The 24,958-nt window shown below is 58.5% G+C and carries 24 protein-coding genes and 1 pseudogene; 14 read left to right on the top strand and 11 right to left on the bottom strand.

All coding sequences use genetic code 11. The annotated features are described in order from the left end of the window. Positions 1-65: 65 nt before the first annotated feature. The 4 genes and pseudogenes from ACMGGU_RS19680 to nirB all read right to left on the bottom strand — a co-directional run bounded on the left by ACMGGU_RS19680 (position 66) and on the right by nirB (position 4,747). Positions 66-236: a YhfL family protein gene (locus ACMGGU_RS19680; protein ID WP_008503029.1), complete on the bottom strand. Its 171-nt coding sequence runs from the start codon at positions 234-236 to the stop codon at positions 66-68. 137 nt (positions 237-373) lie between these two features. Continuing rightward, a pseudogene (cysG, locus tag ACMGGU_RS19675) lies at positions 374-1,746 on the bottom strand (siroheme synthase CysG). 134 nt (positions 1,747-1,880) lie between these two features. Further along, complete coding sequence (gene nirD, locus ACMGGU_RS19670) at positions 1,881-2,207, bottom strand: nitrite reductase small subunit NirD (protein WP_008503027.1); 327 nt, start codon at positions 2,205-2,207, stop codon at positions 1,881-1,883. Beyond that, positions 2,204-4,747 carry a nitrite reductase large subunit NirB gene (nirB, locus tag ACMGGU_RS19665; RefSeq protein ID WP_262802588.1) on the bottom strand — a complete coding sequence of 848 codons (2,544 nt, stop codon included), beginning with the start codon at positions 4,745-4,747 and terminating at the stop codon, positions 2,204-2,206. Before nirB ends, nirD begins: the two co-directional genes overlap by 4 nt. A gap of 239 nt (positions 4,748-4,986) precedes the next feature. Here nirB and ACMGGU_RS19660 point away from each other — a divergent pair, with 239 nt between their 5' ends. Continuing rightward, positions 4,987-6,288 (top strand): cytosine deaminase, encoded by a 1,302-nt coding sequence (locus ACMGGU_RS19660; RefSeq protein ID WP_157189811.1) that lies wholly within the window; start codon positions 4,987-4,989, stop codon positions 6,286-6,288. An 18-nt stretch (positions 6,289-6,306) separates the two neighbouring features. Here the strand turns inward: ACMGGU_RS19660 and tsgA are convergent, their stop codons facing one another. Next, positions 6,307-7,491, bottom strand: coding sequence for an MFS transporter TsgA (gene tsgA / locus ACMGGU_RS19655; RefSeq protein WP_196365609.1), 1,185 nt, complete (start codon positions 7,489-7,491; stop codon positions 6,307-6,309). A gap of 278 nt (positions 7,492-7,769) precedes the next feature. Here tsgA and ppiA point away from each other — a divergent pair, with 278 nt between their 5' ends. The 4 genes from ppiA (at position 7,770) to argD (ending at position 10,937) form a co-directional block, all read left to right on the top strand. Then, positions 7,770-8,342 carry a peptidylprolyl isomerase A gene (gene ppiA, locus ACMGGU_RS19650; protein ID WP_014885514.1) on the top strand — a complete coding sequence of 191 codons (573 nt, stop codon included), beginning with the start codon at positions 7,770-7,772 and terminating at the stop codon, positions 8,340-8,342. 106 nt (positions 8,343-8,448) lie between these two features. Then, positions 8,449-9,033: a putative adenosine monophosphate-protein transferase Fic gene (locus ACMGGU_RS19645; protein ID WP_063622735.1), complete on the top strand. Its 585-nt coding sequence runs from the start codon at positions 8,449-8,451 to the stop codon at positions 9,031-9,033. A 30-nt stretch (positions 9,034-9,063) separates the two neighbouring features. Next, positions 9,064-9,627: an aminodeoxychorismate synthase component 2 gene (gene pabA, locus ACMGGU_RS19640; protein ID WP_045909324.1), complete on the top strand. Its 564-nt coding sequence runs from the start codon at positions 9,064-9,066 to the stop codon at positions 9,625-9,627. Positions 9,628-9,713: 86 nt separating this feature from the next. Further along, complete coding sequence (gene argD, locus ACMGGU_RS19635; protein ID WP_420300855.1) at positions 9,714-10,937, top strand: bifunctional acetylornithine/succinyldiaminopimelate transaminase; 1,224 nt, start codon at positions 9,714-9,716, stop codon at positions 10,935-10,937. Here argD and ACMGGU_RS19630 read toward each other — a convergent pair. Further along, entirely contained in the window at positions 10,934-13,021 is a 2,088-nt protein-coding gene (locus ACMGGU_RS19630; protein ID WP_045909322.1) for a YccS/YhfK family putative transporter, read from the bottom strand. The two genes, argD and ACMGGU_RS19630, sit on opposite strands and share 4 nt — an antisense overlap. A 57-nt stretch (positions 13,022-13,078) precedes the next feature. Then, a complete protein-coding gene (crp, locus tag ACMGGU_RS19625; RefSeq protein ID WP_000242758.1) occupies positions 13,079-13,711 on the bottom strand; it encodes a cAMP-activated global transcriptional regulator CRP in 633 nt (210 codons plus the stop codon). Positions 13,712-14,022: 311 nt separating this feature from the next. Between crp and ACMGGU_RS19620 the strand changes: the two genes are divergently transcribed. Beyond that, positions 14,023-14,427 carry an OsmC family protein gene (locus ACMGGU_RS19620; RefSeq protein WP_014885509.1) on the top strand — a complete coding sequence of 135 codons (405 nt, stop codon included), beginning with the start codon at positions 14,023-14,025 and terminating at the stop codon, positions 14,425-14,427. Positions 14,428-14,514: 87 nt separating this feature from the next. Here the strand turns inward: ACMGGU_RS19620 and ACMGGU_RS19615 are convergent, their stop codons facing one another. The 3 genes from ACMGGU_RS19615 to ACMGGU_RS19605 are packed head-to-tail and all read right to left on the bottom strand — an operon-like array spanning position 14,515 to position 16,652. Next, the gene (locus ACMGGU_RS19615) at positions 14,515-15,384 is read right to left on the bottom strand and encodes a phosphoribulokinase (protein WP_008503017.1); all 870 of its coding nucleotides are present in this window, start codon (positions 15,382-15,384) and stop codon (positions 14,515-14,517) included. A 30-nt stretch (positions 15,385-15,414) separates the two neighbouring features. Next, the gene (locus tag ACMGGU_RS19610; protein WP_008503016.1) at positions 15,415-15,633 is read right to left on the bottom strand and encodes a YheU family protein; all 219 of its coding nucleotides are present in this window, start codon (positions 15,631-15,633) and stop codon (positions 15,415-15,417) included. Continuing rightward, positions 15,630-16,652 (bottom strand): hydrolase, encoded by a 1,023-nt coding sequence (locus ACMGGU_RS19605; RefSeq protein WP_045909321.1) that lies wholly within the window; start codon positions 16,650-16,652, stop codon positions 15,630-15,632. Before ACMGGU_RS19605 ends, ACMGGU_RS19610 begins: the two co-directional genes overlap by 4 nt. Positions 16,653-16,880: 228 nt before the next feature. On the opposite strand from ACMGGU_RS19605, the gene mdcA reads away from it, so the two are divergent. From mdcA to mdcH, 8 genes are all read left to right on the top strand, one after another. Further along, positions 16,881-18,536 carry a malonate decarboxylase subunit alpha gene (gene mdcA / locus ACMGGU_RS19600; RefSeq protein ID WP_334763289.1) on the top strand — a complete coding sequence of 552 codons (1,656 nt, stop codon included), beginning with the start codon at positions 16,881-16,883 and terminating at the stop codon, positions 18,534-18,536. After that, the gene (locus ACMGGU_RS19595; RefSeq protein ID WP_047072445.1) at positions 18,536-19,393 is read left to right on the top strand and encodes a triphosphoribosyl-dephospho-CoA synthase; all 858 of its coding nucleotides are present in this window, start codon (positions 18,536-18,538) and stop codon (positions 19,391-19,393) included. The genes mdcA and ACMGGU_RS19595 overlap by 1 nt, the downstream gene beginning before the upstream one ends. 9 nt (positions 19,394-19,402) lie before the next feature. After that, positions 19,403-19,702 (top strand): malonate decarboxylase acyl carrier protein, encoded by a 300-nt coding sequence (mdcC, locus tag ACMGGU_RS19590; protein ID WP_023294711.1) that lies wholly within the window; start codon positions 19,403-19,405, stop codon positions 19,700-19,702. Beyond that, on the top strand, positions 19,695-20,528 hold the full coding sequence (locus ACMGGU_RS19585; RefSeq protein WP_048027661.1) for a biotin-independent malonate decarboxylase subunit beta: 834 nt from the start codon (positions 19,695-19,697) through the stop codon (positions 20,526-20,528). Before mdcC ends, ACMGGU_RS19585 begins: the two co-directional genes overlap by 8 nt. Continuing rightward, a complete protein-coding gene (gene mdcE / locus ACMGGU_RS19580) occupies positions 20,528-21,328 on the top strand; it encodes a biotin-independent malonate decarboxylase subunit gamma (protein ID WP_420300986.1) in 801 nt (266 codons plus the stop codon). Before ACMGGU_RS19585 ends, mdcE begins: the two co-directional genes overlap by 1 nt. Positions 21,329-21,450: 122 nt before the next feature. Continuing rightward, complete coding sequence (locus ACMGGU_RS19575) at positions 21,451-22,410, top strand: AEC family transporter (RefSeq protein WP_063622731.1); 960 nt, start codon at positions 21,451-21,453, stop codon at positions 22,408-22,410. 2 nt (positions 22,411-22,412) lie between these two features. Continuing rightward, the gene (locus ACMGGU_RS19570; RefSeq protein WP_262802584.1) at positions 22,413-23,030 is read left to right on the top strand and encodes a malonate decarboxylase holo-ACP synthase; all 618 of its coding nucleotides are present in this window, start codon (positions 22,413-22,415) and stop codon (positions 23,028-23,030) included. Next, positions 23,030-23,926, top strand: coding sequence for a malonate decarboxylase subunit epsilon (mdcH, locus tag ACMGGU_RS19565; RefSeq protein ID WP_196353015.1), 897 nt, complete (start codon positions 23,030-23,032; stop codon positions 23,924-23,926). The genes ACMGGU_RS19570 and mdcH overlap by 1 nt, the downstream gene beginning before the upstream one ends. Before the next feature lie 93 nt (positions 23,927-24,019). On the opposite strand, the gene ACMGGU_RS19560 is transcribed toward mdcH, so the two are convergent. Then, positions 24,020-24,952 (bottom strand): LysR family transcriptional regulator, encoded by a 933-nt coding sequence (locus ACMGGU_RS19560; RefSeq protein ID WP_045909314.1) that lies wholly within the window; start codon positions 24,950-24,952, stop codon positions 24,020-24,022. Between the last annotated feature and the right edge of the window lie 6 nt (positions 24,953-24,958).

The following is a 24,958-nucleotide window of genomic DNA, read 5'->3' as shown; positions in this document are numbered from 1 at the left end:
AAAAAACCGCTCTACGCCAACAAAAAAACCGGGACACCCCGGTTTTTTTTACGCCTGTAAAACGCTTACTGCTGTGCTGCCGGGCCGCAACCACCGATGATTTTCGAAATGGAGATCGCCGGGTGCAGCAGATAATCGTAGCTGCAATTATTTTTGGTGTTCTGTACGTGACCGGTGCAGGCCGTCAGCGTCGATAACAGGCCAACCAGAACGGCGGCTTTTGCCAGTTTGAACATATGCATTCCTTGTCTAAAAAATGGATGTAATACGAGGGAATAAATGGAAAAGTTCCACTATGCGGGCGGTATGTTATCGGTAGGCGTAAGAGGGGAGTAGTCCGCTTAAGGACTACTCCAGGAAGGGAGAATATGCGTTAGTGATTCGAGAACCAGTTTAGCCTGTCGCGCAGTTCAACCACGCGGCCCACCACAATCAGCGCCGGGCTTTCAACCTGCTGCGCCAGCTCGCCTAACTGCGTCAGCACGCCATCCACCACGCGCTGCGTAATGGCGGTGCCGTTTTCGACTAGCGCGACGGGCATATCCGCATTCATACCGTGCTCCAGCAGCTTCGCCTGAATCGTGGCGGCCTGATTGAGCCCCATGTAGAACACCAGCGTCTGCTTTTCAGCGGCCAGGTTATGCCAGTCCAGCTCGCTGCCGGTCTTCAGGTGGCCCGTCACCAGACGTACGCTCTGGGCGTAATCGCGATGGGTCAGCGGAATGCCAGAGTACGCTGAACAGCCGGATGCCGCCGTAATGCCGGGCACGACAGAGAACGGAATGCCCGCGTCGCACAGGGTTTCCAGCTCCTCGCCGCCGCGCCCAAAGATAAACGGATCGCCGCCCTTAAGGCGCACCACGCGCTTACCTTTCTGCGCCTCGCGTAACAGGATCTGGTTGATCTCCTCCTGCGGCACGCAGTGGTAGCCCGCCCGTTTGCCCACGAAGACGCGGTCGGCGTCGCGACGGACCAGATTCATAATGTCATCGGACACCAGACGGTCGTACACCACAATATCGGCCTGCTGGATCTGCTGTAGCCCTTTCAGCGTCAGCAAACCCGCATCACCGGGGCCTGCGCCCACCAGCACCACTTCGCCGCGATGGTCCAGCGGTTCGCTCAGCAGCTGTTCGGTCGTTTCTTCAACGGCTTTGGTGTCCTGATTCGCGAGCGACTGCGCCAGCCTGTCGTTCACAAAGAATTTTTCCCAGAAGCGACGGCGCTCGCCCACGGTCGCGAAGGTTTGCTTCACGCGTGAACGCAGCTGCCCGGCATAATGCGCAATCTGGCCAAGATGCTGGGGCAACAGGGCTTCCAGTTTTTCCCGCAGCAGACGCGCGAGAACCGGCGAACGTCCCCGGACGAGACCGCAATCATCAGCGGCGAGCGGTCGATAATCGACGGCATGATAAAGCTGGCCTCTTTCGGCGCATCCACCACGTTGCAGAAGATACGGCGCGCTTCGCAGGCGTCGCTCACGCGCTGGTTCACTTCATCGTCATCCGTCGCGGCAATAGTCAGCCAGCAGGTATCCAGCAGGGATTCATTAAACGCGCCCTGCTCCAGCGTGAGCATCCCTTCCTGGGCCCAAACCTCAAACTGGGGGGCGAAGGAAAGGGCATTCACGGTCAGGCGGGCGCCAGCCTCTAACAGCAGGCGCGCTTTGCGCTCGGCCACGTCGCCGCCGCCCACGAGCAGGCAGTCGCGGTTGCGTAATTGACAAAAAATCGGCAGGTGATCCACGACGTTACCTCACAGCATTCATGGCGGGGGAAGAATTGACGTCAGGATAACAGCAGGAATCGTACAGAACATACGGTTTTTCCTGCCGTTACCCATAAGGGGTCATAAGCCTTTCCTGTTGAAAAGGCGAGGGGTTACGCTTTCAGCTGCACCTCGCCGTCCTTCACGCGGACGTCGTAGTGTTTGACCGAGAAGCTTTCATCTTCCATGCAGAGTCCGTCGGTTAAGCGGAAACGCTGCTTTTTCAACGGGCTGGCGACCCACAGTTCACCCTGGTGCTCGGCAATCAGGCCGCGGGAGAGCACGCTGGCCTCAAAGAACGGGTCAATATTGCTGATGGCAAAAACCTGTTCATCGTGGCGAGGGCGGAAAATCGCCACCTGCTCGTTGCCCAGCAGCGCACAGACGCCGGTGGCGGGGAGAATGTCGTTAATATTGCAGATGTTTACCCACTGGCTCATGCGTTTTCCTCCACCAGCGTGACCGGAATACGTTCATACGGCGTCGCCGGACGATGCTGTTCGCGCTCCGGCACAACCTGTACGTTCGGGTCGCGCTGGGTGCTGTTGATAAAGTGTTTGAAGCGCGTCTGCGCCGCCGGGGTGTTGACGGTTTCCGTCCACTCGCAGATCACCGCCTCGCGCAGGCGTGCCATTTCCGCTTCCAGATGTTCGTTCAGGCCCAGCTTGTCGTCGATAACGACCGATTTCAGGTAGTCGATGCCGCCCTCGAGGTTATCGAGCCAGGAGGCGGTACGGGTCAGCTTATCGGCGGTACGGATGTAGAACATCATGAAGCGATCGAGATACTGAATCAGCGTGTCATGATCGAGATCCGCCGCCAGCAGGTCCGCATGGCGCGGTTTCATCCCGCCGTTGCCGCACACATACAGGTTCCAGCCTTTCTCGGTGGCAATAATACCCACGTCTTTACCCTGCGCTTCCGCACATTCGCGGGTGCAGCCGGAGACGCCGAACTTCATTTTGTGCGGGGTACGGATGCCTTTGTAGCGGTTTTCCAGCTCAACGCCGAAGCCCACGCTGTCGCCGACGCCGTAGCGACACCAGGTGCTGCCCACGCAGGTTTTCGCCATGCGCAGCGCTTTAGCGTACGCGTGGCCGGTTTCGAAGCCCGCTTCAATCAGCTGACGCCAGATTTCCGGCAGGTCGTCCTTCTGCGCGCCAAACAGGCCGATACGCTGGGAGCCGGTAATTTTGGTGTAGAGGTTAAATTCACGTGCGATACGGCCCACCGCGACCAGCCCTTCCGGAGTAATTTCACCACCCGCCGAGCGTGGAATCACGGAGTAGGTGCCGTCTTTCTGGATGTTGGCCAGGAAGTTGTCGTTGGTATCCTGCAGCGGCGTATGCTCGGGCTTGAGCACGTACTCGTTCCAGCAGGAGGCCAGCAGGGAGCCGACGGTCGGTTTACACACTTCACAGCCGTAGCCCTGGCCGTGCTTCGCCAGCAGTTCGTCGAAGGACTTAATGCCTTCCACGCGGATCAGGTGGTACAGCTCCTGGCGAGAATACGCGAAGTGCTCGCACAGGTTGTTGTTCACTTCGATGCCCTGTTTCGCCAGTTCGGCGTTCAGCACCTGAGTGACCAGCGGAATACAGCCGCCGCAGCCGGTACCGGCTTTGGTTTCCGCTTTCAGCGCCGCAACGGTGTGACACCCTTTGTTGATCGCGGAGATCAGCATGCCTTTGGTCACGTCGAAGCAGGAGCAAATCTGCGCGCTGTCCGGCAGTTTATCCACGCCGATGGACGGCTTGCCGCTGGAGGCGTGCGCCGGGAGGATCAGCGCGTCCGGGTTTTCCGGCAGCTCGATGGCGTTGAGCACCAGCTGGAGCAGGTTACCGAAGTCGCTGGTGTCGCCCACCAGCACCGCGCCGAGCAGGGTTTTGTTGTCCTGGCTGACGATGAGTCGTTTGTAGACCTCTTTGCTTTCGTCCAGATAGACGTAGCTGCGGGAATTCGGGGTGCGGCCGTGCGCATCGCCAATACCGCCTACATCCACGCCCAGCAGCTTCAGCTTGGCGCTCATGTCTGCGCCGGTGAAGGCGTTTTCGCTGCCGAGGATATGATCCACGGCGACCTGCGCCATTTTGTAGCCCGGCGCCACCAGGCCGTATACGCGGTTGTTCCAGCTGGCGCATTCGCCGATGGCGTAGATATCCGGATCGGAGGTCTGGCAGGTGTCGTTAATCATGATCCCGCCGCGCTGCGCGACGGCCAGACCGCACTGGGTCGCCAGCTTGTCGCGTGGACGAATACCGGTGGAGAAGACGATGAAGTCCACCTCCAGCTCGCTGCCGTCGGCAAAGCGCATGGTTTTGCGCGCTTCAGTCCCTTCCTGAACGATCTCTTTGGTGTTCTTGCTGGTGTGAACCTTCACGCCCATGCTTTCGATTTTACGACGCAGCTGGTCACCACCCATGTGGTCGAGCTGTTCGGCCATCAGCATCGGGGCAAATTCGATGACGTGGGTTTCCACGCCGAGGTTTTTCAGCGCGCCTGCGGCCTCCAGGCCCAGCAGGCCGCCGCCCACCACCGCGCCGCGTTTGCTTCGACGCGCACAGGATTCAATGGCGTTGAGATCTTCAATGGTACGGTAAACGAAGCAATCCTGCGTTTCCGAGCCTTTAATCGGCGGGATCCACGGGTACGAGCCTGTCGCCATGATCAGCTTGTCGTAAAAAACCGTACGGCCAGCACTGGAGTGGATCACTTTTTCCTGACGGTTGATGGTGATAGCGCGTTCGCCCACCAGCACTTTTACGCCATGCTTCTCGTAGAAACCTTCGCGCACCAGAGAGAGCTCTTCGGCGGTATGATGGGAGAAGTAGGAAGACAAGTGCACACGATCGTATGCCTTGCGGGGTTCTTCACAGAACACGGTAATATCGAACTGCTCAGCATCGGCCTTATCGAGAAGATCCTCAATAAAGCGGTGGCCGACCATACCGTTACCGATGATAGCGAGTCTGACTTTGCTCATTATTGCCTCGATTTCTTTTCTATTATTGCCTACCTTAACGATTCAGCAGGGGCGCTTATTGATGCAAATCAAATACGTCTTCGCCTACTCCTTAGGTGGTATATGACTGATTTGTCAGGATTTTTATAAGTGGCGGAAATCGCAGGCTTTTCGTGTTCGTTGAATTTGTGTACAACTCAGGGGCGGTTTTGCAAAAATCGATACGCCTGAATATCAGCTGCGTTTATGAGGGGAAAGGTATGTCTACATCACCGTTATGGCTTGTTCAGAATGTGCGTTTACCGGGTCGGGATGGGCTGTGGCAACTTGCCATCGAGAACGGGCGATTTGGTGACATCACCCCCATGGACGATACCCACGCCGAAAGTTATGAGGTACTGAACGCGCGCGGTGGTCTCGCTCTCCCACCGTTCATCGAGCCGCATATTCATCTTGATACCACCCAGACGGCGGGGGAGCCGAACTGGAACCAGTCCGGCACGCTGTTCGAAGGCATTGAACGCTGGGCGGAGCGCAAGGCGCTGCTCAGCCATGAGGATGTGAAAGCACGCGCCTGGAAAACGCTGAAGTGGCAAATCGCTAACGGCATCCAGTTTGTTCGTACCCATGTGGATGTCTCTGACCCGACGCTCACCGCCCTGAAGGCGATGCTGGAGGTGAAGCAGGAGGTGGCGCCGTGGGTAACGCTGCAAATCGTCGCGTTTCCGCAGGAAGGTATTCTCTCTTACCCGAACGGCGCGGCGCTGTTGGAAGAGGCGTTAAAACTGGGGGCCGACGTGGTCGGGGCGATCCCGCACTTCGAATTTACCCGGGAATATGGCGTCCAGTCGCTGCACATCGCTTTTGAACTGGCGAAGAAGTATGACCGTCCGCTGGATATCCACTGCGATGAAATCGACGACGAACAGTCGCGGTTTGTCGAGACGGTGGCCACGCTGGCGTATGAGGCTGGCATCGGCCCGCGCGTGACGGCCAGCCACACCACCGCCATGCACTCCTACAACGGCGCTTACACTTCGCGGCTCTTCCGTCTGCTGAAGATGTCGGGGATTAACTTCGTTGCTAACCCGCTGGTCAACATCCACCTGCAGGGGCGCTTTGATGACTATCCGAAGCGTCGCGGTATCACCCGCGTGAAAGAACTGCAGGAGGCGGGCATTAACGTCTGCTTTGGTCACGACGACGTCTTCGACCCGTGGTACCCGCTCGGCACCGGCAATATGCTGCAGGTGCTGCATATGGGGCTACACGTCTGCCAGATGATGGGCTATCCGCAAATCGACAGCGGCCTGAACCTGATCACCCATAACAGCGCCCGTACCTTCGGCCTGAGCGATTACGGTATTGAAACGGGAAACCCGGCAAATCTGATTATTTTGCCTGCGGAGAGCGGGTTTGAAGCGGTGCGCTGTCAGGTGCCGGTGCGCTGGTCGATTCGTCAGGGGCGGATTATCGCCACCACGCAGCTGGCGCAGACCTGGATCCAGATGGATACCGGAGGAGAAGAGGTCAGTTTCGCCAGAAACAGCCCCTCTGCGTAATGCAAAGGGGCGCAGGGTTTAGTGCGATGCCGCTACCGCGTTGTGCTGGCGGTGGCGGGTCACAAAGCCCAGGATGAAGCACATGATGAACACCACGGCGTACAGACCGTTCGCGGTGTGCAGCGCGGCCAGCGGGCCGCTGTGGGCAACGATCGGGCCCGTCACCACGAAGGTCAGCATGGTGCCGATGGTGCCGCAGGTCAGAACGAAGTTAACCAGCTTCGGCGAGGCCACTTTGGTCTGCAGAGAGCCCAGGGTGATGATCGAGGTGTAGATCGCGCTGGAGAAGAAGCCCAGGGTCAGAATGAACCACGGCATATGTTCCGGGGAACCGTTGATGAACAGATACATCAGCACGGTCGCCAGACCTGCCAGCACGGTCAGAATGCGCTGCAGGTCGAAGAAGCGCAGGATGAAGCTAAACGCCCACATGCCGAACATGTAAGACATCCAGAAATCGCTCACCAGTTTACCCGCATCGTTCAGGCTCATGCCCAGACCTTTGGCGTATTCCGGGACCCAGGAGATAAAGCCCAGCTGGCCCAGGATGTAGCACAAGGCGGCGATGGAGAGGAACAGCACGCCGATACCCCATTTCTCTTTCGCCACAGGCTCTGCCGTGGTTTGCGCTTTCTTGCCCAGTATCGGGAACTCGCAGCCGAAGGTCAGAATAAAGATCGCCACGTAGACGAGACCAATGCAGGCATAGACCCAGTACCATTCAATGCTGCGGGCCAGCAGAACGGCCGCGACCATCGGGAAGATCATGCCGGCCATGCTGAAGAAGGAGTCGGTAAACAGCAGGCGCGCGCCGCGCTGGCGGCCTTCATACATATGGGTAATCAGGAACGTACCGATCGACATGGTGATCCCGCTAACCAGGCCGAGCACGAACATGGCGGCAGAGAACAGGGCGATGCTGTGGCTCAGCATCAGCCCCGCCACGGCGGCGACCATCAGCACAAAGCCGAAGCGAAGCTGGGTTTTCAGCGGCACGATTTCCATCAGCCAGGCATTCAGGAAGATAGAGATCAGGATCCCCGCGTTGAGGAAGGTGAAGGTGTTACTCATGCTGGAAACGGGCAGCTGGAAGTAGTCTGCGATATTCCCCATCACCATCCCGGTGACGATCACCAACGCGCCGGTCAGGGCGTAGGAGAAGAAGCTGATCCATGTGAGCTTGATGCGATTGCTGTTAGTCATGTCTGGCCTGTTCAGAAAAAGAAAAGCGCCCATCGGGCGCTGAGAGCGGGCAGATTTTAGACATTAAAGTGATCTATTCATATCTTTTAAGAGAAATTAGAAGTTCATTGCAGGTTTTTATGTGATCTCGATCACATAAAAAGGCGATAAAACCAATCGTTTGCGTGGTTACAACTGTTTCAATTTCGTAAAATTAGGTAAAAGGCTGGTCTCCGTTCATACTGCTCTTTAGAATCAAGCCATTCGCTTTTTATACTGCGCTTTGTTAAGGAATTCTCATGCTCAAATCAACACTGGCGGCTGTCGCAGCTGTGTTTGCTCTTTCTGCCGTTTCCCCTGCTGCGCTGGCAGCAAAAGGGGACCCTCACGTTCTGCTGACCACCTCCGCCGGGAATATTGAGCTGGAACTGAATAGCCAGAAAGCTCCGGTTTCTGTGAAAAACTTCCTCGACTATGTGAACAGCGGCTTCTACAACAACACCACCTTCCACCGCGTGATCCCGGGCTTCATGATTCAGGGCGGCGGCTTCAACGAGCAGATGCAGCAGAAACAGCCGAACCCGCCAATCAAAAACGAAGCGGACAACGGCCTGCTGAACAAGCGCGGCACGATCTCTATGGCGCGTACCGCGGACAAAGACAGCGCGACCAGCCAGTTCTTCCTCAACGTGGCGGATAACGCCTTCCTCGACCACGGTCAGCGCGACTTCGGCTATGCCGTTTTCGGTAAAATTGTGAAAGGGATGGACGTCGCCGACAAGATTTCTCAGGTGCCTACTCACGACGTCGGTCCGTACCAGAATGTGCCGTCAAAACCTGTCGTGATCCTCTCCGCAAAAGTTCTGCCGTAATTCTTCTGAACGCGGGCTTCTCCTGCCCGCGTGATGTCGACCTCCCTGCGAAAGCGCGTTTTGCTGCTTATACTTGTGGCAAACGGACTATTCAGGGAGGCGTTAAGTGAAAAAACTCACCGACAAGCAAAAATCCCGTCTCTGGGAGCAGCAGCGTAGCGTCAACTTTCAGGCCAGTTGTCTCCTTGAGAAAGGTAATGGTCCATCGGATCCCGACATTGAGACCCTGGAGCTTGGGCCTTCCGCGCCCGGGTTACCCCATCTGTGCCTTATTCACCGCCATCTCTACCGCAGAGAGATGAAGCGGGCAGGGGAGTTCCGCACCGACGATATTTTCAAGGGGGATATTCCCTTCTGCCATTTCGAATACATCGAGAAGATGGGGAATGAACTGATGGCGGCGCTGGAAAGCGAAAAGTATCTTGTGGGTCTTGAGAAAGCGGCGTTTGTTGACCGGGTTAGCCACTATTACTGCGAAATCAACATGCTGCACCCGTTTATGCGCGGCAATGGCATTGCCCAACGGGTGTTCTTCGAGCAGCTGGCGCTTCACGCGGGTTACGCGCTGGACTGGCGCGATATCGATCCTGAGCAGTGGGTGACCGCTAACCGCAGCGGCGCAACGGGGGATCTAACCGCGCTAAACGCTATCTTTGCCAAAGTAGTGAGCGAAGCGCGGGAATCTGAGTAGAATAGGGCGGCATTTTTTTCGGGAGCCGCCATGATTCTGCTGATTGATAACTACGATTCCTTCACCTGGAACCTTTACCAGTATTTTTGCGAACTGGGTGCAGAGGTGGTTGTTCGTCGCAACGACGAGATCGAGCTCGCCGATATCGAGACGCTGGCTCCGCAGAAAATCGTGATTTCACCCGGCCCCTGCACGCCGTCGGAATCGGGTATTTCGCTGGAGGTTATCCAGCACTATGCCGGCAGGCTGCCGATCCTGGGCGTCTGCCTGGGTCATCAGGCGATTGCCCAGGCGTTTGGTGCTACCATCGTGCGGGCCGCCAAAGTGATGCACGGTAAAACCTCGCCGGTTACGCACGCGGGCACCGGGGTGTTCACGGGGCTCAATAATCCGTTAACCGTGACGCGCTACCACTCGCTGGTGATTGACCCGCCGACGCTGCCTGACGGCTTTGAGGTGACCGCCTGGAGCGATACGCAGGAGATCATGGGGATTCGCCACCGCGAATGGGATCTCGAAGGCGTGCAGTTCCATCCGGAAAGTATCCTCAGCGAGCAGGGGCACGCGCTGCTGGCAAATTTCCTCCATCGCTGAATATCTGTTGCCTTGCTGTGATTTTTTATGCATATTTTGTGATTATATTTTCACAATCAATGTGACATAAAATGGATGGGCATGACATGGCAACTGAACAACCAGCAATTACCCGCGCAACATTTGATGAAGTGATCCTGCCGATTTATGCACCGGCTGAGTTTATCCCTGTGAAGGGGAAAGGCAGCCGCGTCTGGGATCAGCAGGGTAAAGAGTATGTGGATTTCGCGGGTGGAATTGCGGTCACGGCGCTGGGTCATTGCCATCCCGCGCTGGTGGAGGCGCTGAAAACCCAGGGCGAAACCCTGTGGCACACCAGCAACGTCTTTACCAACGAACCGGCGCTGCGCCTGGGCCGCAAGATCATTGAGGCGACCTTTGCCGAGCGCGTGCTGTTTATGAACTCCGGCACCGAAGCTAACGAAACCGCCTTTAAGCTGGCGCGCTACTACGCGACTACGCGCCACAGCCCGTATAAAACCAAAATCATCGCCTTCCATAACGCTTTCCACGGGCGCTCCTTCTTTACCGTCTCCGTTGGCGGCCAGCCGAAGTATTCCGACGGGTTTGGCCCGAAACCGGCCGACATCGTCCACGTGCCGTTTAACGATCTGCACGCGGTAAAAGCGGTGATGGACGACCACATCTGCGCGGTGGTGGTGGAACCTATTCAGGGGGAAGGTGGCGTGACCGCGGCAACCCCGGAATTCCTGAAAGGGCTGCGCGCGCTGTGCGACGAACATCAGGCGCTGCTGGTCTTTGATGAAGTGCAGTGCGGAATGGGACGTACCGGGGACCTGTTTGCTTATATGCACTACGGCGTGACGCCGGATATTCTGACCAGCGCGAAAGCGCTCGGCGGTGGATTCCCGGTAAGTGCGGTCCTGACGACGCAGGAGATCGCCTCCGCGTTCCACGTCGGTTCTCACGGCTCAACCTACGGCGGTAACCCGCTGGCGAGCGCCGTGGCGGGTGCTGCGTTCGATATCATCAACACGCCAGAGGTGTTGAACGGCGTTAGCGCGAAGCGCGAGCTGTTTGTGAAACACCTGAAAAAGATTGACGAGCAGTTCGACGTGTTCAGCGAGATCCGTGGGATGGGGCTGCTGATTGGCGCTGAGCTGAAGCCGCAGTACAAGGGCCGCGCGCGTGATTTCCTGCACGCCGCCGCTCGCGAAGGGGTGATGGTGCTCAACGCCGGGCCGGACGTCATGCGCTTTGCGCCGTCGCTGGTGGTGGAAGATAAGGATATTGAAGACGGATTAACCCGCTTTGCCGCGGCGGTTGCGAAGATCGTCCAGCAGAATTAGTACGGCGTTCGTTTCAACACGCGCGTTAACCAAACCCCATGATGCGGACGCTGACGCCATGCCACCGACGAAATGGTGTGCATGGTGTTCAGATGCCCCAGCACGCGCTGTAAATGCTGTTCCAGGGTGCTCATTGGGCCGTGGGTCAGCGTTTCCGGCGCTTCCAGAATATTGGAATCCCCCGACTCACCCGGCGAGTCATACTCCAGACGCTGCTGACACCGCTGCAACGCAATTTCACACGACTGCAAATAGCGCTGCGCCAGATCCGGCGTGAGCATCGTGTGCTCGCGCGCCAGCGTGGTCATGGCGTTAATGTGCTCGACGATAAACTGGCTGTGCGTCACCCAGAGCTTCATATCGGCCAGATAGTGCGAGTTAAAGCCCGGCTCCTGCATCGCCTGATTGAGCGAGTTAAACAGGGCGTTGTGCGCCTGGTTGACCTTCATGCGCTGATACGCCAGCGGGGAGGGCTGCGGGTCGTCGCTCAGGATGAGGCGAATGGCCTGCTGATCGGCTTCCAGCGCGTCGTGGGCGTTCTGCCTGAGCAGTCCGCTTTGCCACTGCGGCCAGAGCCAGACCATACCGCCGAAGGCAATCAGGCAGCCGATCAGGGTATCGATCAGCCTGGCGACAATAAACTGTTCGCCATTGAGCGTGAGTAGCTGCAGGGTGTATACCGCCGTCACCGTGAAGCCCACCATCGCCCAGCCGTAGTTTTTGCGGATAATCAGGTAACTCACCAGCGTGATCGCCAGCATCCCTGCCAGGGTGTAGCCTTCCGGCACGTGGAAGTGCAGCGTCACGCCCGCAATGATCAGCCCGGCCATGGTGCCGCCCGCCCGATGCAGAATACGCACCCGCGTGGCGCCGTAGCCGTTCTGGGTGACAAACAGCACGGTCATTAAGATCCAGTAGGGTTTCGGCAGATGCAGCGCCATGCCCATCAGGCTGGCGGTACTGAGCATCACGCTAATCCGTGCGGCGTTGCGCAGGGCGGACGATTTAAGCGACAGATAGCTCCTGAGCGCGGGCAATAACGGCAGCCGTTTTTGCTTATCCGCCATCAGATCGCGCGGATAGAGCGGGCGCTGGGTGCGCAGCACGCGGGCGATGCGGCTGAAGTGCCAGGCGGCAAACTGGCCGACCGGGTTATCCGGATGCTGACGGGCGATTTTCTCCAGCGCGCCGAGCTGTTTTTCCATGTTAAAGCGCGTGGGGTAGCGGTGGTAAAGAATGTCGTCAGCAAGCACCCGTAGTCGTGCCGAGACGGTCTGCGCGTTCCAGCGGATCACCGCTTCGGCGTGGCTGCGCTCGACCAGCTTTTGCACCTCCTGCGGATGGTGCAGGCTCACGGAGATATGCTCCTGCAGATCCAGCCCGACCTGGAAGGTGCGCAGCAGCCGTTTGTACTCGTGGTTCTTGTTGGCGGCGAGCATATGCAACTGCTGATAGCACTGGCTTATCAGATCCACCACCTTCTGCTGGCGCGTCAGCAGCGGCGGTAAGGCTTTTTCCGGATCGGTATGCTGGGTCAGCAGGGTGTATTTGGCTTCGCAGTACTCCGCTAGCTGCACATAGAGCAGGCTCAGGGATTCGCGCAGCGGCTGTTCCCGCCACAGCCAGAACCAGAACCAGTTGAACAGCCCGTACCATAATGTCCCCAGGGCGTAGATCAGCAGCGGCTCCCACACCGGCATATTCCCGGCGAGGCTTAGCGTGAAGATGGCCGCAATCAGCGACGCGGGAAGCAGGCGAGCGTGCAGCGAACTGATTTCCGCCGTGACGCCGAGCGTCATCGCCAGCACGGTCAGGATCAGCGGCAGCGGGATATCACGAGCCAGTAACAGCTGTACGGCGAGGCTACAGCCAGCAAACAGGCAGCCACCAATAATCAGGCGTTTGAAAAAGCGCTTATGCGGCGTGTCCAGACCGGCGATGTTGCAGCAGGCGGGCACGAGGGAAAACAGCAGGCCTTGCTGAAGATGTCCGAGGATCAGGCCTATGGCCACGGGTAGACACAACACCAGCGTTTGTCGCAGTGCGTAGTTAACTTCCGGGTGATAGATCAGCCTGCGCCACATGGGGAGTAGAGACAAAAACGGCGTGACACCTTGCGATGGCACGCCGTTTGAGCGGAATTAACGCGTTCCGTAGACCACGATGGTTTTACCGTGGGCGGAAATCAGGTTTTGATCTTCCAGCATTTTCAGGATACGGCCCACTGTTTCACGGGAGCAACCAACGATCTGACCAATTTCCTGACGGGTAATTTTAATTTGCATGCCGTCCGGGTGGGTCATGGCGTCCGGCTGTTTCGCCAGGTTCAGCAGAGTTTGTGCGATGCGGCCCGTCACGTCCAGGAAGGCGAGGTTGCCCACTTTCTCTGAGGTGACCTGCAGGCGGCGCGCCATCTGGGAAGAGAGACGCATCAGGATGTCAGGGTTAACCTGAATCAGCTGACGGAACTTCTTGTAAGAAATTTCAGCCACTTCACATGCTGTCTTTGCACGAACCCAGGCGCTACGTTCCTGGCCCTCTTCAAACAGGCCCAGTTCACCGATGAAATCGCCCTGGTTCAGATAAGAAAGGATCATCTCTTTCCCTTCTTCATCTTTGATCAGCACTGCCACCGAGCCTTTAACGATGTAATACAACGTTTCCGCTTTTTCACCCTGGTGAATCAGCGTGCTCTTCGATGGGTACTTATGAATGTGGCAATGAGACAAGAACCATTCGAGAGTCGGGTCTGTTTGCGGTTTGCCAAGCACCATGCGCTGTTATCCTCTGTTATAAGCTGTCACCAGAGTCATCAGATGCATCCGGACTCTGGGGTTGCAATCGAATTCTTACCCATACCCTGGGAAGTCGGCTACCGTAACGTTTCGCAGCCAGTAAAGTTTGATGTCCTCTGCATACATGTGTAACGTCAATGTATTACTGTAGCATCCTGAGTGTTTTAGCATAGCTTTCGCCGCGTGTCTCCTGGTGTCTCGCTTCAGCATGATGCAGGTCGCCTTCCATTGCGAGAAATGTAACGCACGCGTAATCTGTCACCAAAAATGCAACGTTGGAGTTTAAGAATATGCAAGCGCGCGTGAAGTGGGTTGAAGGTTTAACGTTCCTGGGCGAATCCGCGTCAGGGCACCAGATTTTGATGGACGGTAACTCCGGCGATAAAGCGCCCAGCCCAATGGAAATGGTGCTGATGGCAGCAGGGGGATGCAGCGCCATTGACGTGGTGTCGATTCTACAAAAAGGCCGTCATGACGTGACGGATTGTGAGGTGAAACTGACGTCAGAACGTCGCGAAGAGGCGCCACGCCTGTTCACCCACATTAATCTGCACTTTGTGGTCACCGGTAAAGCGCTGAAAGACGCGGCGGTTTCACGTGCGGTGGACCTGTCTGCCGAGAAGTACTGCTCTGTGGCGTTAATGCTGGAGAAAGCGGTAAAAATCACCCATTCGTATGAAGTGATCGAGGCTTAAAAATAAAGCCCGGTGGCGCTGCGCTTACCGGGCCTACAACTGCACGAACGTAGGCCGGATAAGCGAAGCGCCATCCGGCAACAGACGTCACGCAATCTGCTTTCCTTCCATCAACCGCTCCACCAGCGGCGTCATGATGAGCTCCATCGCCAGCCCCATTTTTCCGCCCGGCACGACCAATGTATTCATGTGAGAAATAAACGAGCCCTGCAGCATCGCCAGCAGCCAGGGGTAATCAATGCCTTCGAGATTGCGGAAATGAATCACCACAAAGCTCTCATCCAGGGATGGGATACTTTTGGCCGCGAACGGGTTGGAGGTGTCCACCGTCGGCACGCGCTGGAAGTTGATATGGGTGCGGGAGAACTGCGGCGTCAGGAAGTTGATGTAATCTTCCATGGAGCGCACTACCGAGTCCATCACCGCCTCTCGCGAATGGCCGCGCTCGCTCATGTCACGCGTCAGCTTCTGGATCCACTCCAGGTTAACGATAGGCACCACGCCAACCAGCAGATCCACGTGGCGCGCCACGTCGTGTTGCGGTGTGACCACGCCGCCGTGTAATCCTTCGTAAAACAGCACGTCGGTGGGTTCCGGCAGGGGCTGCCAGGGGGTAAAGGTGCCCGGCACCTGATTCCAGGGAACGGCTTCATCATAGGTATGCAGATACTTGCGGGACTGCCCTTTGCCGCTCTGACCGTACTCAATAAAGGTTTGTTCCAGCAGGCCGAAGTCATTGGCTTCCGGACCGAAGTAGCTGATGTGTTTTCCCAGATCGCGCGCCTTACGGATGGCCATGTCCATCTCCGGACGCGTGTAGCGGTGAAAGCTGTCGCCTTCGACCTCCGCCGCACGGAGATTCAGCTGGGCGAAAATCTTGCGAAATGCGAGGCTGGTGGTGGTGGTTCCCGCACCACTCGACCCCGTAACGGCAATAACCGGATGTCTGGCAGACATAGCAACTCCCTGACTGAAAAGGGTGGAAGATCAGCCGTGAAACGCGTTGCGGGGCATGATATTGACCGTCTCATGCAGTTCTGACCACACCAGCACCACGTCGCCGCTTTTCAGCTGGCGCTTTACATCGTTGACCTTTTGCTCAAGCGAGCGTTCCTGTTCACCATAATCGGTGCCTTCGCGTAATACAAAGCTTTCAATCAGATTATCGAGCGTTTCGGGAGCCAGATCCTGCCAGGGAATAATCATGTTGCACCGTCCAGATAAGGGGTTAGCCAGTCAGGAATACGCGTCTCAAGCCACATTTTCGGGCGGCGCAGCGTGCCGCCGATAAACCCGACGTGGCCGCCGTGCTCGGTCAACTGATAGTGAACGTTGTCGGGCAGGAATTCCTGAGCGGGAATCGAGTGATGATCCATAAACGGATCATCTTTGGCATGAATGATCAGCGTCGGCTGCGTGATCTTGCTGAGCAGCGGCATGGCGCTGCACTGACGATAATAGTCAATCGCATCGGCGAAGCCGTGAATTTTCGCGGTGATCAGATCGTCGAATTCGCGAATGCGGCGCACTTTTTTCAACTGGCGCAGGCTGACCGGGAGGGTGTCCGGGTAGGCCTTCAGTTTACGCGCCGCGTTGGCCTTCAGCAGGTTGAGCAGGTAGCGCTGATAGACGCGGGAAAAGCCTTTATCCATGTGGTAGCTGCATTGCTCCAGCATGAACGGGGCGGAGACGATGACGGCGGCATCTAGCGGGACGCTTTCCCCCTCTTTAGCCAGCAGGCAGGCCAGCATATTGCCGCCCAGCGAGTAGCCCACCGCCGCGGTGGGTACGGTGCCGAAGTTGTCCCGCAGCCAGTGTAAAAACCACGTGCCGTCTTCGGTTTCACCCGAATGATAGATGCGTTTCTGACGATTCGGTTCACCGCTGCACCCGCGAAAATGCATCACCACGCCGAGCCAGCCGCGCGCTTTGGCCGCCTCAATTAACCCGTGCGCATACGGGCTGTGCAGGCTGCCTTCCAGACCGTGAAAAACCACCAGCCGCGGCTTATGGCGAGCCTGATCCGGCGCTTCGCTCCAGGCGAGATCCAGAAAGTCACCGTCTGGCAGGTCTAGCCGCTGCCAGTGTGGGGTGAATTGCACCTTGCGGCGGATCAGTCGCGGCAGCATGGTCTGCAAATGGCGATTGGCGACGCCGCGCATAGGCACGAACTCAGTGCTGTCTTCGGCTGCAATCTCGAAGCCTGATGGAATGATTTGGGTCATAAGCGCGATGCTGATTCTTGTCAGAAATTAACGATACTTTCCGAATTGTACCCCGTTTAGCCTGGTTTTCCGAAACATGAACTGATCCCGATCACAAATATTTACCTTGATTATTACTCTCAGGCTAATGATTCAGCTCTACGCTTAATTGATGCCTTTCTCACCAGAGCGCACACTTTACTCAACGTTAAGCAAATCAAAATGATTAGCTGAATCAGGAGGTTAATAATGTTATCTGGGCAAACACCCACCCGGCAATGGAACACGCGACGCAGCGAAAAAGCGCGTCGTCTGGCCTCCGTACCGGTGCAGGGCAAGGTACTGCCAACCGGCGATCTCGTCGCCATGCTGGAAAAACTGATCGCGCCAGGCGACAAGGTCGTGCTGGAAGGTAACAACCAGAAGCAGGCCGATTTCCTTTCCCGCTCGCTGGCCGAAGTGAACCCGCAGATCGTCCACGACCTGCATATGATCATGCCAAGCGTTGGCCGCAGCGAACATCTGGATATCTTTGAGAAAGGCATCGCCCGTAAGCTGGATTTCTCCTTCTCCGGGACGCAGAGCCTGCGCATCTCCCAGCTGCTGGAGGATGGTCAGCTCGAAATCGGCGCGATTCATACCTATATCGAACTCTATTCCCGTCTCTACGTCGACCTGTCGCCCAACGTGGCGCTGATTGCCGGCTTTAAAGCCGACCGCAAAGGCAACCTCTATACCGGGGCGAGCACCGAAGATACCCCGGCGCTGGTGGAAGCCGCCGCGTTCCATGACGGCATCGTCATCGCGCAGGTGAACGAGCTGGTGGATGACGAGTGTGAACTGCCGCGCGTGGATATTCCGGGCTCGTGGATTGACTTCGTGGTGGTTGCCGATAAGCCGTTCTTTATCGAACCGCTGTTTACTCGCGACCCGCGCCTGATTAAACAGGAACACATCCTGATGGCGATGATGGCCATCAAGGGTATTTATGCGGAACACCAGGTGCAGTCCCTGAACCACGGGATCGGCTTTAACACTGCGGCGATCGAGCTGCTGCTGCCTACCTACGGTGAACAGCTCGGGCTCAAAGGCAAAATCTGTAAACACTGGACGCTGAACCCGCATCCAACGCTGATCCCGGCCATCGAAAGCGGCTGGGTCGAGAGCGTGCACTGCTTCGGCGGCGAGCTGGGGATGGAAGAGTACATCCGCGCGCGTCCGGACGTCTTCTTTACCGGTGCCGACGGCTCCATGCGCTCCAACCGCGCGTTCTGCCAGCTGGCAGGTCAGTACGCGGTGGATATGTTCATCGGCTCTACGCTGCAGGTGGACGGCTACGCCAACTCCTCAACCGTGACCCGTGGTCGTCTGTCCGGCTTCGGCGGTGCGCCAAACATGGGTCATGACCCGCACGGTCGTCGCCACGCCACGCCAGCCTGGCTGAACATGATCACCGAACCTGACCCAATGCAGCGCGGCAAAAAACTGGTCGTGCAGATGGTGGAAACCTTCCAGGCGGGTGTGAAGCCGACCTTCGTGGAAAAACTCGATGCCGTTGACGTGGCGAAAGCCTCCGGTATGCCGCTGGCGCCGGTGATGATCTACGGCGATGACGTCACCCACGTGCTGACGGAAGAGGGGATTGCCTACCTCTATCGGGCGAAAGATCTGGAAGAGCGTCGTGCCATGGTCGCTGCCGTCGCGGGGATCACCGACATCGGTCTGGGCGTGGATGCCAAACGCGTGGCGGAACTGCGTCAGAGCGGCAAGGTGCTCTATCCGGAAGATATGGGGATTCGCCGCACTGATGCCACCCGCTCTTTGCTGGCGGCAGGCAGCGTGTCTGATCTCGTGGAATGGTCCGGCGGTCTCTACAACCCACCTGCGAAATTCCGGAGCTGGTAATGAAACTTCTCCCCCAGATTCAGGTTGAAGGCGGTGCCGAATGGCTGGCGCGAACCGCCACGCAGTGTCTGATTGACGAAGCACGTTTAAGCCCGAAACCCGGTCTGGTGGACAGTCGGGGGAACGGCGCGCACCACGATTTATCCCTTGCGCTGATGGAGCGCTCCGCGCACAGCCTGACCTCCACGTTTCAGGCGCTGGCGCTGCAAAGCTGGCAGCGCCCGGCAGATATCGCACTTCGGCAAACCGTCGGGCGACTCGGTCGCGAAGGCGAGCAGCAGATGATGGCTGCAACCGGTGGCGTAAACACCCATCGCGGCGCGATTTGGGCGCTGGGGCTGCTGGTCAGCGCGGTGGCGATGCTCGGCGGTGATGCCAGGGCGCAAGACGTCGCCCGCACCGCCGCACAGCTGGCGAGACTGCCGGACGACGCGGCGCCGAAGGTGTTCAGTAAAGGCCTGCGCGCCACGCACCGTTACCGCGTGCCGGGCGCGCGTGAAGAGGCGCAGCAGGCGTTCCCGCACGTTATGCAGCGCGCGCTGCCGCAGCTTCGTCTGAGCCGCCTCAACGGCAGCAGCGAAACGCACGCCAGGCTCGACGCGCTGATGGCCATCATGACCTCACTCACCGACACCTGCGTGCTGTCACGTGCCGGAATGGAAGGGCTTGATGCCATGCAGGACGGCGCCCGTGCGGTGCTGAATGCCGGCGGCAGCGCAACGCCTGCGGGCCAGCAGGCGCTGGCGAGGTTAGACCGTCAGATGCTGGCGCTCAACGCCTCACCGGGCGGCGCTGCCGACCTGCTTGCCGCCACGCTGTTTCTCGACCGCGTCGAAACGCCAAATTCAAAGCATTAAGAGGATGTTATGGAAAAAATCACATTGACCGTGCCAGCCAGCCGCACGTTAAGCGGCAGGGCGCTGGCAGGGGTAGTCGGTTCCGGGGATATGGAGGTGCTCTTCACCGCCGAACCGGGTCAGACGTTAACCATTGATATCACCACCTCCGTGGATAACAGCCGGGGGCGCTGGGAGGCGCTGTTCAACCGTCTGCAAACCGTCAGCAGCCTGCCCGCAGGGAAGCTGACCATCCACGACTTCGGCGCGACGCCGGGCGTGGCGCGCATTCGCATCGAACAGGTTTTTGAGGGGGTGAGCCATGCGTGATGACAACAGCTTTATCGAACTGAAAGCGCGCCAGCGCGCGCAGGCCCTGCTCGACGAGGGCAGCTACCGCGAACTGCTGGATCCGTTTGAAGGCATTATCTCTCCGTGGCTTGGGCCACAGGGCATTGTGCCGCAGGCGGACGACGGCATGGTGGTGGCGAAGGGCACCATCAACGGCAAGCCTGCCGTCGTAGTGGCGATAGAAGGTGCGTTCCAGGGCGGCAGCATGGGCGAAGTGTCCGGTGCCAAAATGGCGGCGGCGCTGGAGCTGGCGGCGGAAGATAACCGTAACGGCATTCCGACTCAGGCGGTGCTGTGCCTCGAAACCGGCGGCGTGCGTCTGCAGGAGGCGAACCTTGGCCTGGCGGCGATTGCCGATATTCACGCGGCGATTGTGGACCTGCGTCGCTACACGCCGGTTATTGGCATTGTGGCCGGAACCGTGGGCTGCTTCGGTGGGATGTCCATCGCGGCGGCGCTCTGCAGCTACCTGATCGTGACCCGCGAAGCGCGTCTTGGCCTCAACGGCCCGCAGGTTATCGAACAGGAGGCGGGCATTGAGGAGTACGACTCCCGCGATCGTCCGTTTATCTGGAGCATGACCGGCGGTGAAGTGCGCTATCAAAGCGGGCTGGTGGATGCGCTCGTCGGCGACGGTATCAACGCGGTGAAACAGGCGATGAACGACGCGATTGCTAAAGGCGTTCCCGCGAAACATCGCACCGATAACTACGACGATTACCTGAACCGTCTGACGAATTTCGACACCCGCAAACAGGCTGATGCCGAACAGATTAACGCGCTTTTTGCCCGGGAGGTGAAATGATGAGTAACGCAATAAGCCGTGGCGAACGCTGGCTGGACATCCTCGCCCCGAACGCCAAACGTATCGAGGGGCTATGCCCGTCCGTGCAGGCGGCAGACGGCGAGCTGAACGGCGAGGCGGTGCGCTTTGTTGCCGTGGTGCCGGATGCCAACAACCACTTCCCGCGTGCGGCGAAAGGAGAAGTGGGGCTGCTGGAAGGCTGGACCCTGGCGAAAGTGGTCAGTGAAACCGTCGCGGCTGATGCCGATAAAGCCGTGAAGCGCCCGATTGTGGCGGTGATCGACGTCCCAAGCCAGGCCTATGGCCGACGCGAAGAGGCGTTTGGTATTCATCAGGCGCTGGCCGGTGCGGCAGCAGCCTATGCGAATGCCCGCCTGGCCGGTCACCCGGTGATTGGGCTTATCGTCGGCAAGGCGATGTCCGGCGCGTTCCTGGCGCACGGCTACCAGGCTAACCGTCTGATCGCCTTTAACGACAAAGGCGTGCTGATCCACGCGATGGGCAAAGAGTCTGCGGCGCGCATCACGCTGCGTACCGTCGAGGCGCTGGAAAAACTGGCGGCGACCATTCCGCCAATGGCGTACGACATCAGCAACTACGCCACGCTGGGGCTGCTCTCTAACCTGCTGGATATCAGCAACCCGGATGCCCCCTCCGATAACGATCTGACGCTGGTGAAATCCACCCTGCAACAGGCCATCAGTGACGCTCGTCAGGACACCACGTTGAAAAACCGTCTGGGTGCTGACAATCGCCGCAGCTCGGCGCTCGTACGCGAACGTATGCGAGCCAACTGGTAAGTAAAAAGAGACCTGCCAGATGCATCAACCCGTGGGCGCGTGACAGCGCCCACGCGGGAACCTGCATCCTGAAAATAATAATCATCGCGCCAGTGCTAAAACTTTTTTACTACAGGTGATTTATGACTTACGTAATTGTTCATGCTCTTGCACCGATTTTCGTCATCATGCTGCTGGGATTCTGGGCCGGCAAGGCAAAGATGGTCGATAACAAAAATGTTTCCCTGCTTAATATCTTCGTAATGGATTTTGCACTCCCTGCCGCGCTGTTCAGTGCCACCGTGCAAACGCCGTGGACCGGCATCGTTGCCCAGTCGCCGCTGATTCTGGTGTTGACGCTGGCGATGTGGATCACCTATGCGGTCATCTACTTCCTCGCCACCGGCGTCTTTAAGAAATCGCCACAGGATGCGGCCGTGCTGACGCTCACCGTCGCGCTGCCCAACTATGCAGCGCTGGGTCTGCCGATTCTGGGCAGCGTGCTGGGCGAAGGCTCCTCTACGTCGCTCTCCGTCGCGGTCTCCATCGCCTGCGGTTCGGTGCTGATGACCCCGTTCTGCCTGCTCATTCTGGAGCGTGAAAAAGCGCGTGCTGAGGGCAATAGCTCCGGCTCAACGCTCTCAATGCTGCCGGTGCTGATGTGGCGTTCCATTAAAAAACCGATCGTGATGGGCCCGCTGCTGGGCGTGATTTTGTCCGCCATCGGCATCAAAATGCCGGAGCTGGTGCTGGCGGCGATCAAACCGCTGGGACTGTCCGCGACCGCTGCGGCGCTGTTCCTGACCGGGGTGATCCTCTCTGCCCGTAAGCTGCAGATTAATACCATGGTCATCACCTCCACGATCGCTAAGCTGCTGATTCAGCCAGCCATTGCCTGGGGTATCGTCTTACTCTTCGGTCTGCACGGCTCCGTGGCGATCACCGCTATCCTGATGATTGCGCTGTCTGCGGGCTTCTTCGGCGTTGTGTTCGGTAACCGCTTTGGCGTGCAGTCGCCGGATGCAGAAGCCGTGCTGCTGTTAAGCTCCGTCCTGTGTATCCTGTCGCTGCCGCTGTTTATCTCGCTAACTTCAGGAATGTAACCATGACCACCCCATTACGCCCGCACGACCTTATCTGGCTTACTTCCCGCGATGCGCTGGAAGGCATCACTGAATCCTGGGTGGAGGCCGCCTGGCATACCGGCCTGCCGGTGGTGGTGCGGCGTGATGTGGATAGCGAAGGCCGGATCCCCGTTGGTGTGCGCGGTTTACGTCGCGACCAGCGGGCAGCCGGATGGGTGAAGCCCGAAAACGTGCTACGCGTGGTTTCACCGGAAGACCTGAGCGTTGCGGCCGAACTGCTGCGCTCGCCCTTTGTAACTCAGCCACCCGTTCAGGTGGCGCTTCAGCTTTCTCAGCAGACGTGGCCGTGGACGTGGGGCATTACCGGCAGTACCGGCTACGCGCTGGCGACCGGTATCCCGGTGATCCATGCCGACAGCGATCTCGATCTGCTTATCCGCGCTCCGCTGCCGATCTCACCGGACGCCCTGACGACGTGGCAGTCCCGGCTAAGCCGTGCGCTGTGTCGTGCCGATACGCAGGTGGATACGCCCGAGGGCGGTTTCGCGCTGGCGGAGTGGCTGCGCGACGGCAAAACGCTGCTGAAAACCCGCCGTGGACCGCGCCTGGTGGCGGATCCGTGGCGCAGGGAGGAGTGATGAAAATAGTGTTTACCTTTCCGGGGCAGGGCACGCAGCACGAAGGCATGCTGCAAAACCTGCCGGGAACGGAACTGGCTCAGGCGCGTGAGGTGCTTGGCACCGAAGTGGATACGCTGGATAGCGCAGACGCGTTAAGCCATACCCGCGCGGTTCAGCTTTGCCTGCTAATTGCAGGCGTGGCCTGGGCGCGCGAGCTGGAACGGCGCGGCGTGGCGCCGGATATCGTCAGCGGGCTGTCCATCGGCGCTTATCCGGCGGCGGTCATCGCAGGCGCGCTGGACTTCACGGATGCGCTGAAGCTGGTGGCGCTGCGTGGCGATCTGATGGAGCAGGCGTATCCGCACGGCTACGGCCTGACGGCAATTATGGGGCTCACTCTGCCGCAGGTGGAAGACCTTATCCAGGGCACCGGGACCTACATTGCCAACCTGAATGCCGAAACGCAGATCGTGATTGCCGGAACCGATGAAGGGATGGCGGAGGCGGCGTCGCGCGCGCTGGCGAAAGGGGCGAGCAAGGCCAAACGGCTGGCGATCAGCGTGCCGTCGCATTGCGAACTGCTGACAGCACCCGCGCAAAAGCTGGCAACGGCGTTCGAATCGGTCACGCTTTCACGCCCACGCTGCGCCTACCTGAGTGGCAGCACCGGGCGCGTGCTGTGGCAGCCGGAAAAGATCGCCGACGATCTGGCGATGAACATGGCGCGCACGGTGCGCTGGCAGGAGGCGATGATTTCAGCGAATGAACGCGAAGCCCGGCTGGCGATCGAGATGCCCCCCGGCGGCGTACTGACCTGCCTGACGCGTCAGGCACCGTGGGAAGGAGAGACCATTTCGCTGGAGCGCAGCGGGGTGGACGTGGCAGTACATCTGGCTAAGCGACTCCGTGCGTGATGGTTTAGCCCGGTGGCGGCTGCGCCTTACCGGGCCTACAACTGCACGAACGTAGGCCGGGTAAGACGCGACGCGTCGTCACCCGGCACGACCTCAGGCTCCGTCCTGCAAACTGCGGGCATACATCCGCCCTTCGGCGGCCAGCGCCCGCAGGCTTGGATCCTGCTCGCGGTTGCGGGCAAAGACGATGGCGATCAGCTGTTGCATCTGGTATGGCTCGGCAAGCTTCAGGAGCTGCACGGAATTCTCATAGACCTTTTTCATCCTGCCCGGCATCAGCGTAAAGCCCACTCCCGCCTGCACCAGACTGAGCATGGAGAAAATGTCATTCACACGGGTAACAATCTCCGGCTCGAACCCGGCGATATGAAACGCCTCCTGGAAGCCTGCATAGGTGGCGAACCCTTCCGCAAGAGAGACAAATTTCCGATCTTTATAGTCGCGCAGATCGGCCGGGCCGCGGGTATTGAGCGTCGCGGAGGCCGGTGCGGCAAGGAAAATATCGTCGTGGAACAGGGGGAGCACTTCGAGGCTGTTACGGTCGATATCGCTCTCGGAAATGGAGATAAGAATGGCGTCCAGCGAGCCTTCATCCAGCATGTGCAGCAGGGTTTCGTTGGAGCCCATCGTCAGATCCATTTCCAGATCCGGACGGCGCAGCTTCATGCCCATAATCAGGCGCGGCACGGTTTCCAGGGTGAGCGAGTAGAGCGTGCCCACGCGCAGCCGCCCCTGGCCGATCCCGGCAATTTTGCGCGACGCTTCCAGCCCGCGCTCCATCACCTGCATCACTTCCTGACAATATTCCAGCAAGGTCCAGGCGGAAGGGAGAGCAATCAGGTTGCGCCCCTTGTGGGTAAAGAGCGGGCAGCGCACGTTCTCTTCCAGCGTGTGCAGCGCACGGTGAACGCTGACGCCGCTCAGGCCCAGAGTTTCGGCGGTACGCGCGATATTCCCCTTCTCCATAAACGTCATGAAGATGCTGAGTTTGCGGAATGTAATCTCGCTCGTGTTATCGAAACTCATAGCCCT

The sequence above is a fragment of the Enterobacter sp. BNK-8 genome, assembly GCF_048685095.1.
Taxonomy (GTDB): domain Bacteria; phylum Pseudomonadota; class Gammaproteobacteria; order Enterobacterales; family Enterobacteriaceae; genus Enterobacter; species Enterobacter quasiroggenkampii.
Note: the sequence above shows the minus strand (reverse complement) of the source record. Positions and strands in the feature narration are given on the sequence as shown.

Coding starts and splice junctions, on each gene's coding strand:
- ACMGGU_RS19680 (WP_008503029.1), bottom strand. CDS start 236: ATGTTCAAACTGGCAAAAGCCGCCGTTCTGGTTGGCCTGTTATCGACG.
- nirD (WP_008503027.1), bottom strand. CDS start 2,207: ATGAGCCAGTGGGTAAACATCTGCAATATTAACGACATTCTCCCCGCC.
- nirB (WP_262802588.1), bottom strand. CDS start 4,747: ATGAGCAAAGTCAGACTCGCTATCATCGGTAACGGTATGGTCGGCCAC.
- ACMGGU_RS19660 (WP_157189811.1), top strand. CDS start 4,987: ATGTCTACATCACCGTTATGGCTTGTTCAGAATGTGCGTTTACCGGGT.
- tsgA (WP_196365609.1), bottom strand. CDS start 7,491: ATGACTAACAGCAATCGCATCAAGCTCACATGGATCAGCTTCTTCTCC.
- ppiA (WP_014885514.1), top strand. CDS start 7,770: ATGCTCAAATCAACACTGGCGGCTGTCGCAGCTGTGTTTGCTCTTTCT.
- pabA (WP_045909324.1), top strand. CDS start 9,064: ATGATTCTGCTGATTGATAACTACGATTCCTTCACCTGGAACCTTTAC.
- argD (WP_420300855.1), top strand. CDS start 9,714: ATGGCAACTGAACAACCAGCAATTACCCGCGCAACATTTGATGAAGTG.
- ACMGGU_RS19630 (WP_045909322.1), bottom strand. CDS start 13,021: ATGTGGCGCAGGCTGATCTATCACCCGGAAGTTAACTACGCACTGCGA.
- crp (WP_000242758.1), bottom strand. CDS start 13,711: ATGGTGCTTGGCAAACCGCAAACAGACCCGACTCTCGAATGGTTCTTG.
- ACMGGU_RS19620 (WP_014885509.1), top strand. CDS start 14,023: ATGCAAGCGCGCGTGAAGTGGGTTGAAGGTTTAACGTTCCTGGGCGAA.
- ACMGGU_RS19615 (WP_008503017.1), bottom strand. CDS start 15,384: ATGTCTGCCAGACATCCGGTTATTGCCGTTACGGGGTCGAGTGGTGCG.
- ACMGGU_RS19610 (WP_008503016.1), bottom strand. CDS start 15,633: ATGATTATTCCCTGGCAGGATCTGGCTCCCGAAACGCTCGATAATCTG.
- ACMGGU_RS19605 (WP_045909321.1), bottom strand. CDS start 16,652: ATGACCCAAATCATTCCATCAGGCTTCGAGATTGCAGCCGAAGACAGC.
- mdcA (WP_334763289.1), top strand. CDS start 16,881: ATGTTATCTGGGCAAACACCCACCCGGCAATGGAACACGCGACGCAGC.
- ACMGGU_RS19595 (WP_047072445.1), top strand. CDS start 18,536: ATGAAACTTCTCCCCCAGATTCAGGTTGAAGGCGGTGCCGAATGGCTG.
- mdcC (WP_023294711.1), top strand. CDS start 19,403: ATGGAAAAAATCACATTGACCGTGCCAGCCAGCCGCACGTTAAGCGGC.
- ACMGGU_RS19585 (WP_048027661.1), top strand. CDS start 19,695: ATGCGTGATGACAACAGCTTTATCGAACTGAAAGCGCGCCAGCGCGCG.
- mdcE (WP_420300986.1), top strand. CDS start 20,528: ATGAGTAACGCAATAAGCCGTGGCGAACGCTGGCTGGACATCCTCGCC.
- ACMGGU_RS19575 (WP_063622731.1), top strand. CDS start 21,451: ATGACTTACGTAATTGTTCATGCTCTTGCACCGATTTTCGTCATCATG.
- ACMGGU_RS19570 (WP_262802584.1), top strand. CDS start 22,413: ATGACCACCCCATTACGCCCGCACGACCTTATCTGGCTTACTTCCCGC.
- mdcH (WP_196353015.1), top strand. CDS start 23,030: ATGAAAATAGTGTTTACCTTTCCGGGGCAGGGCACGCAGCACGAAGGC.
- ACMGGU_RS19560 (WP_045909314.1), bottom strand. CDS start 24,952: ATGAGTTTCGATAACACGAGCGAGATTACATTCCGCAAACTCAGCATC.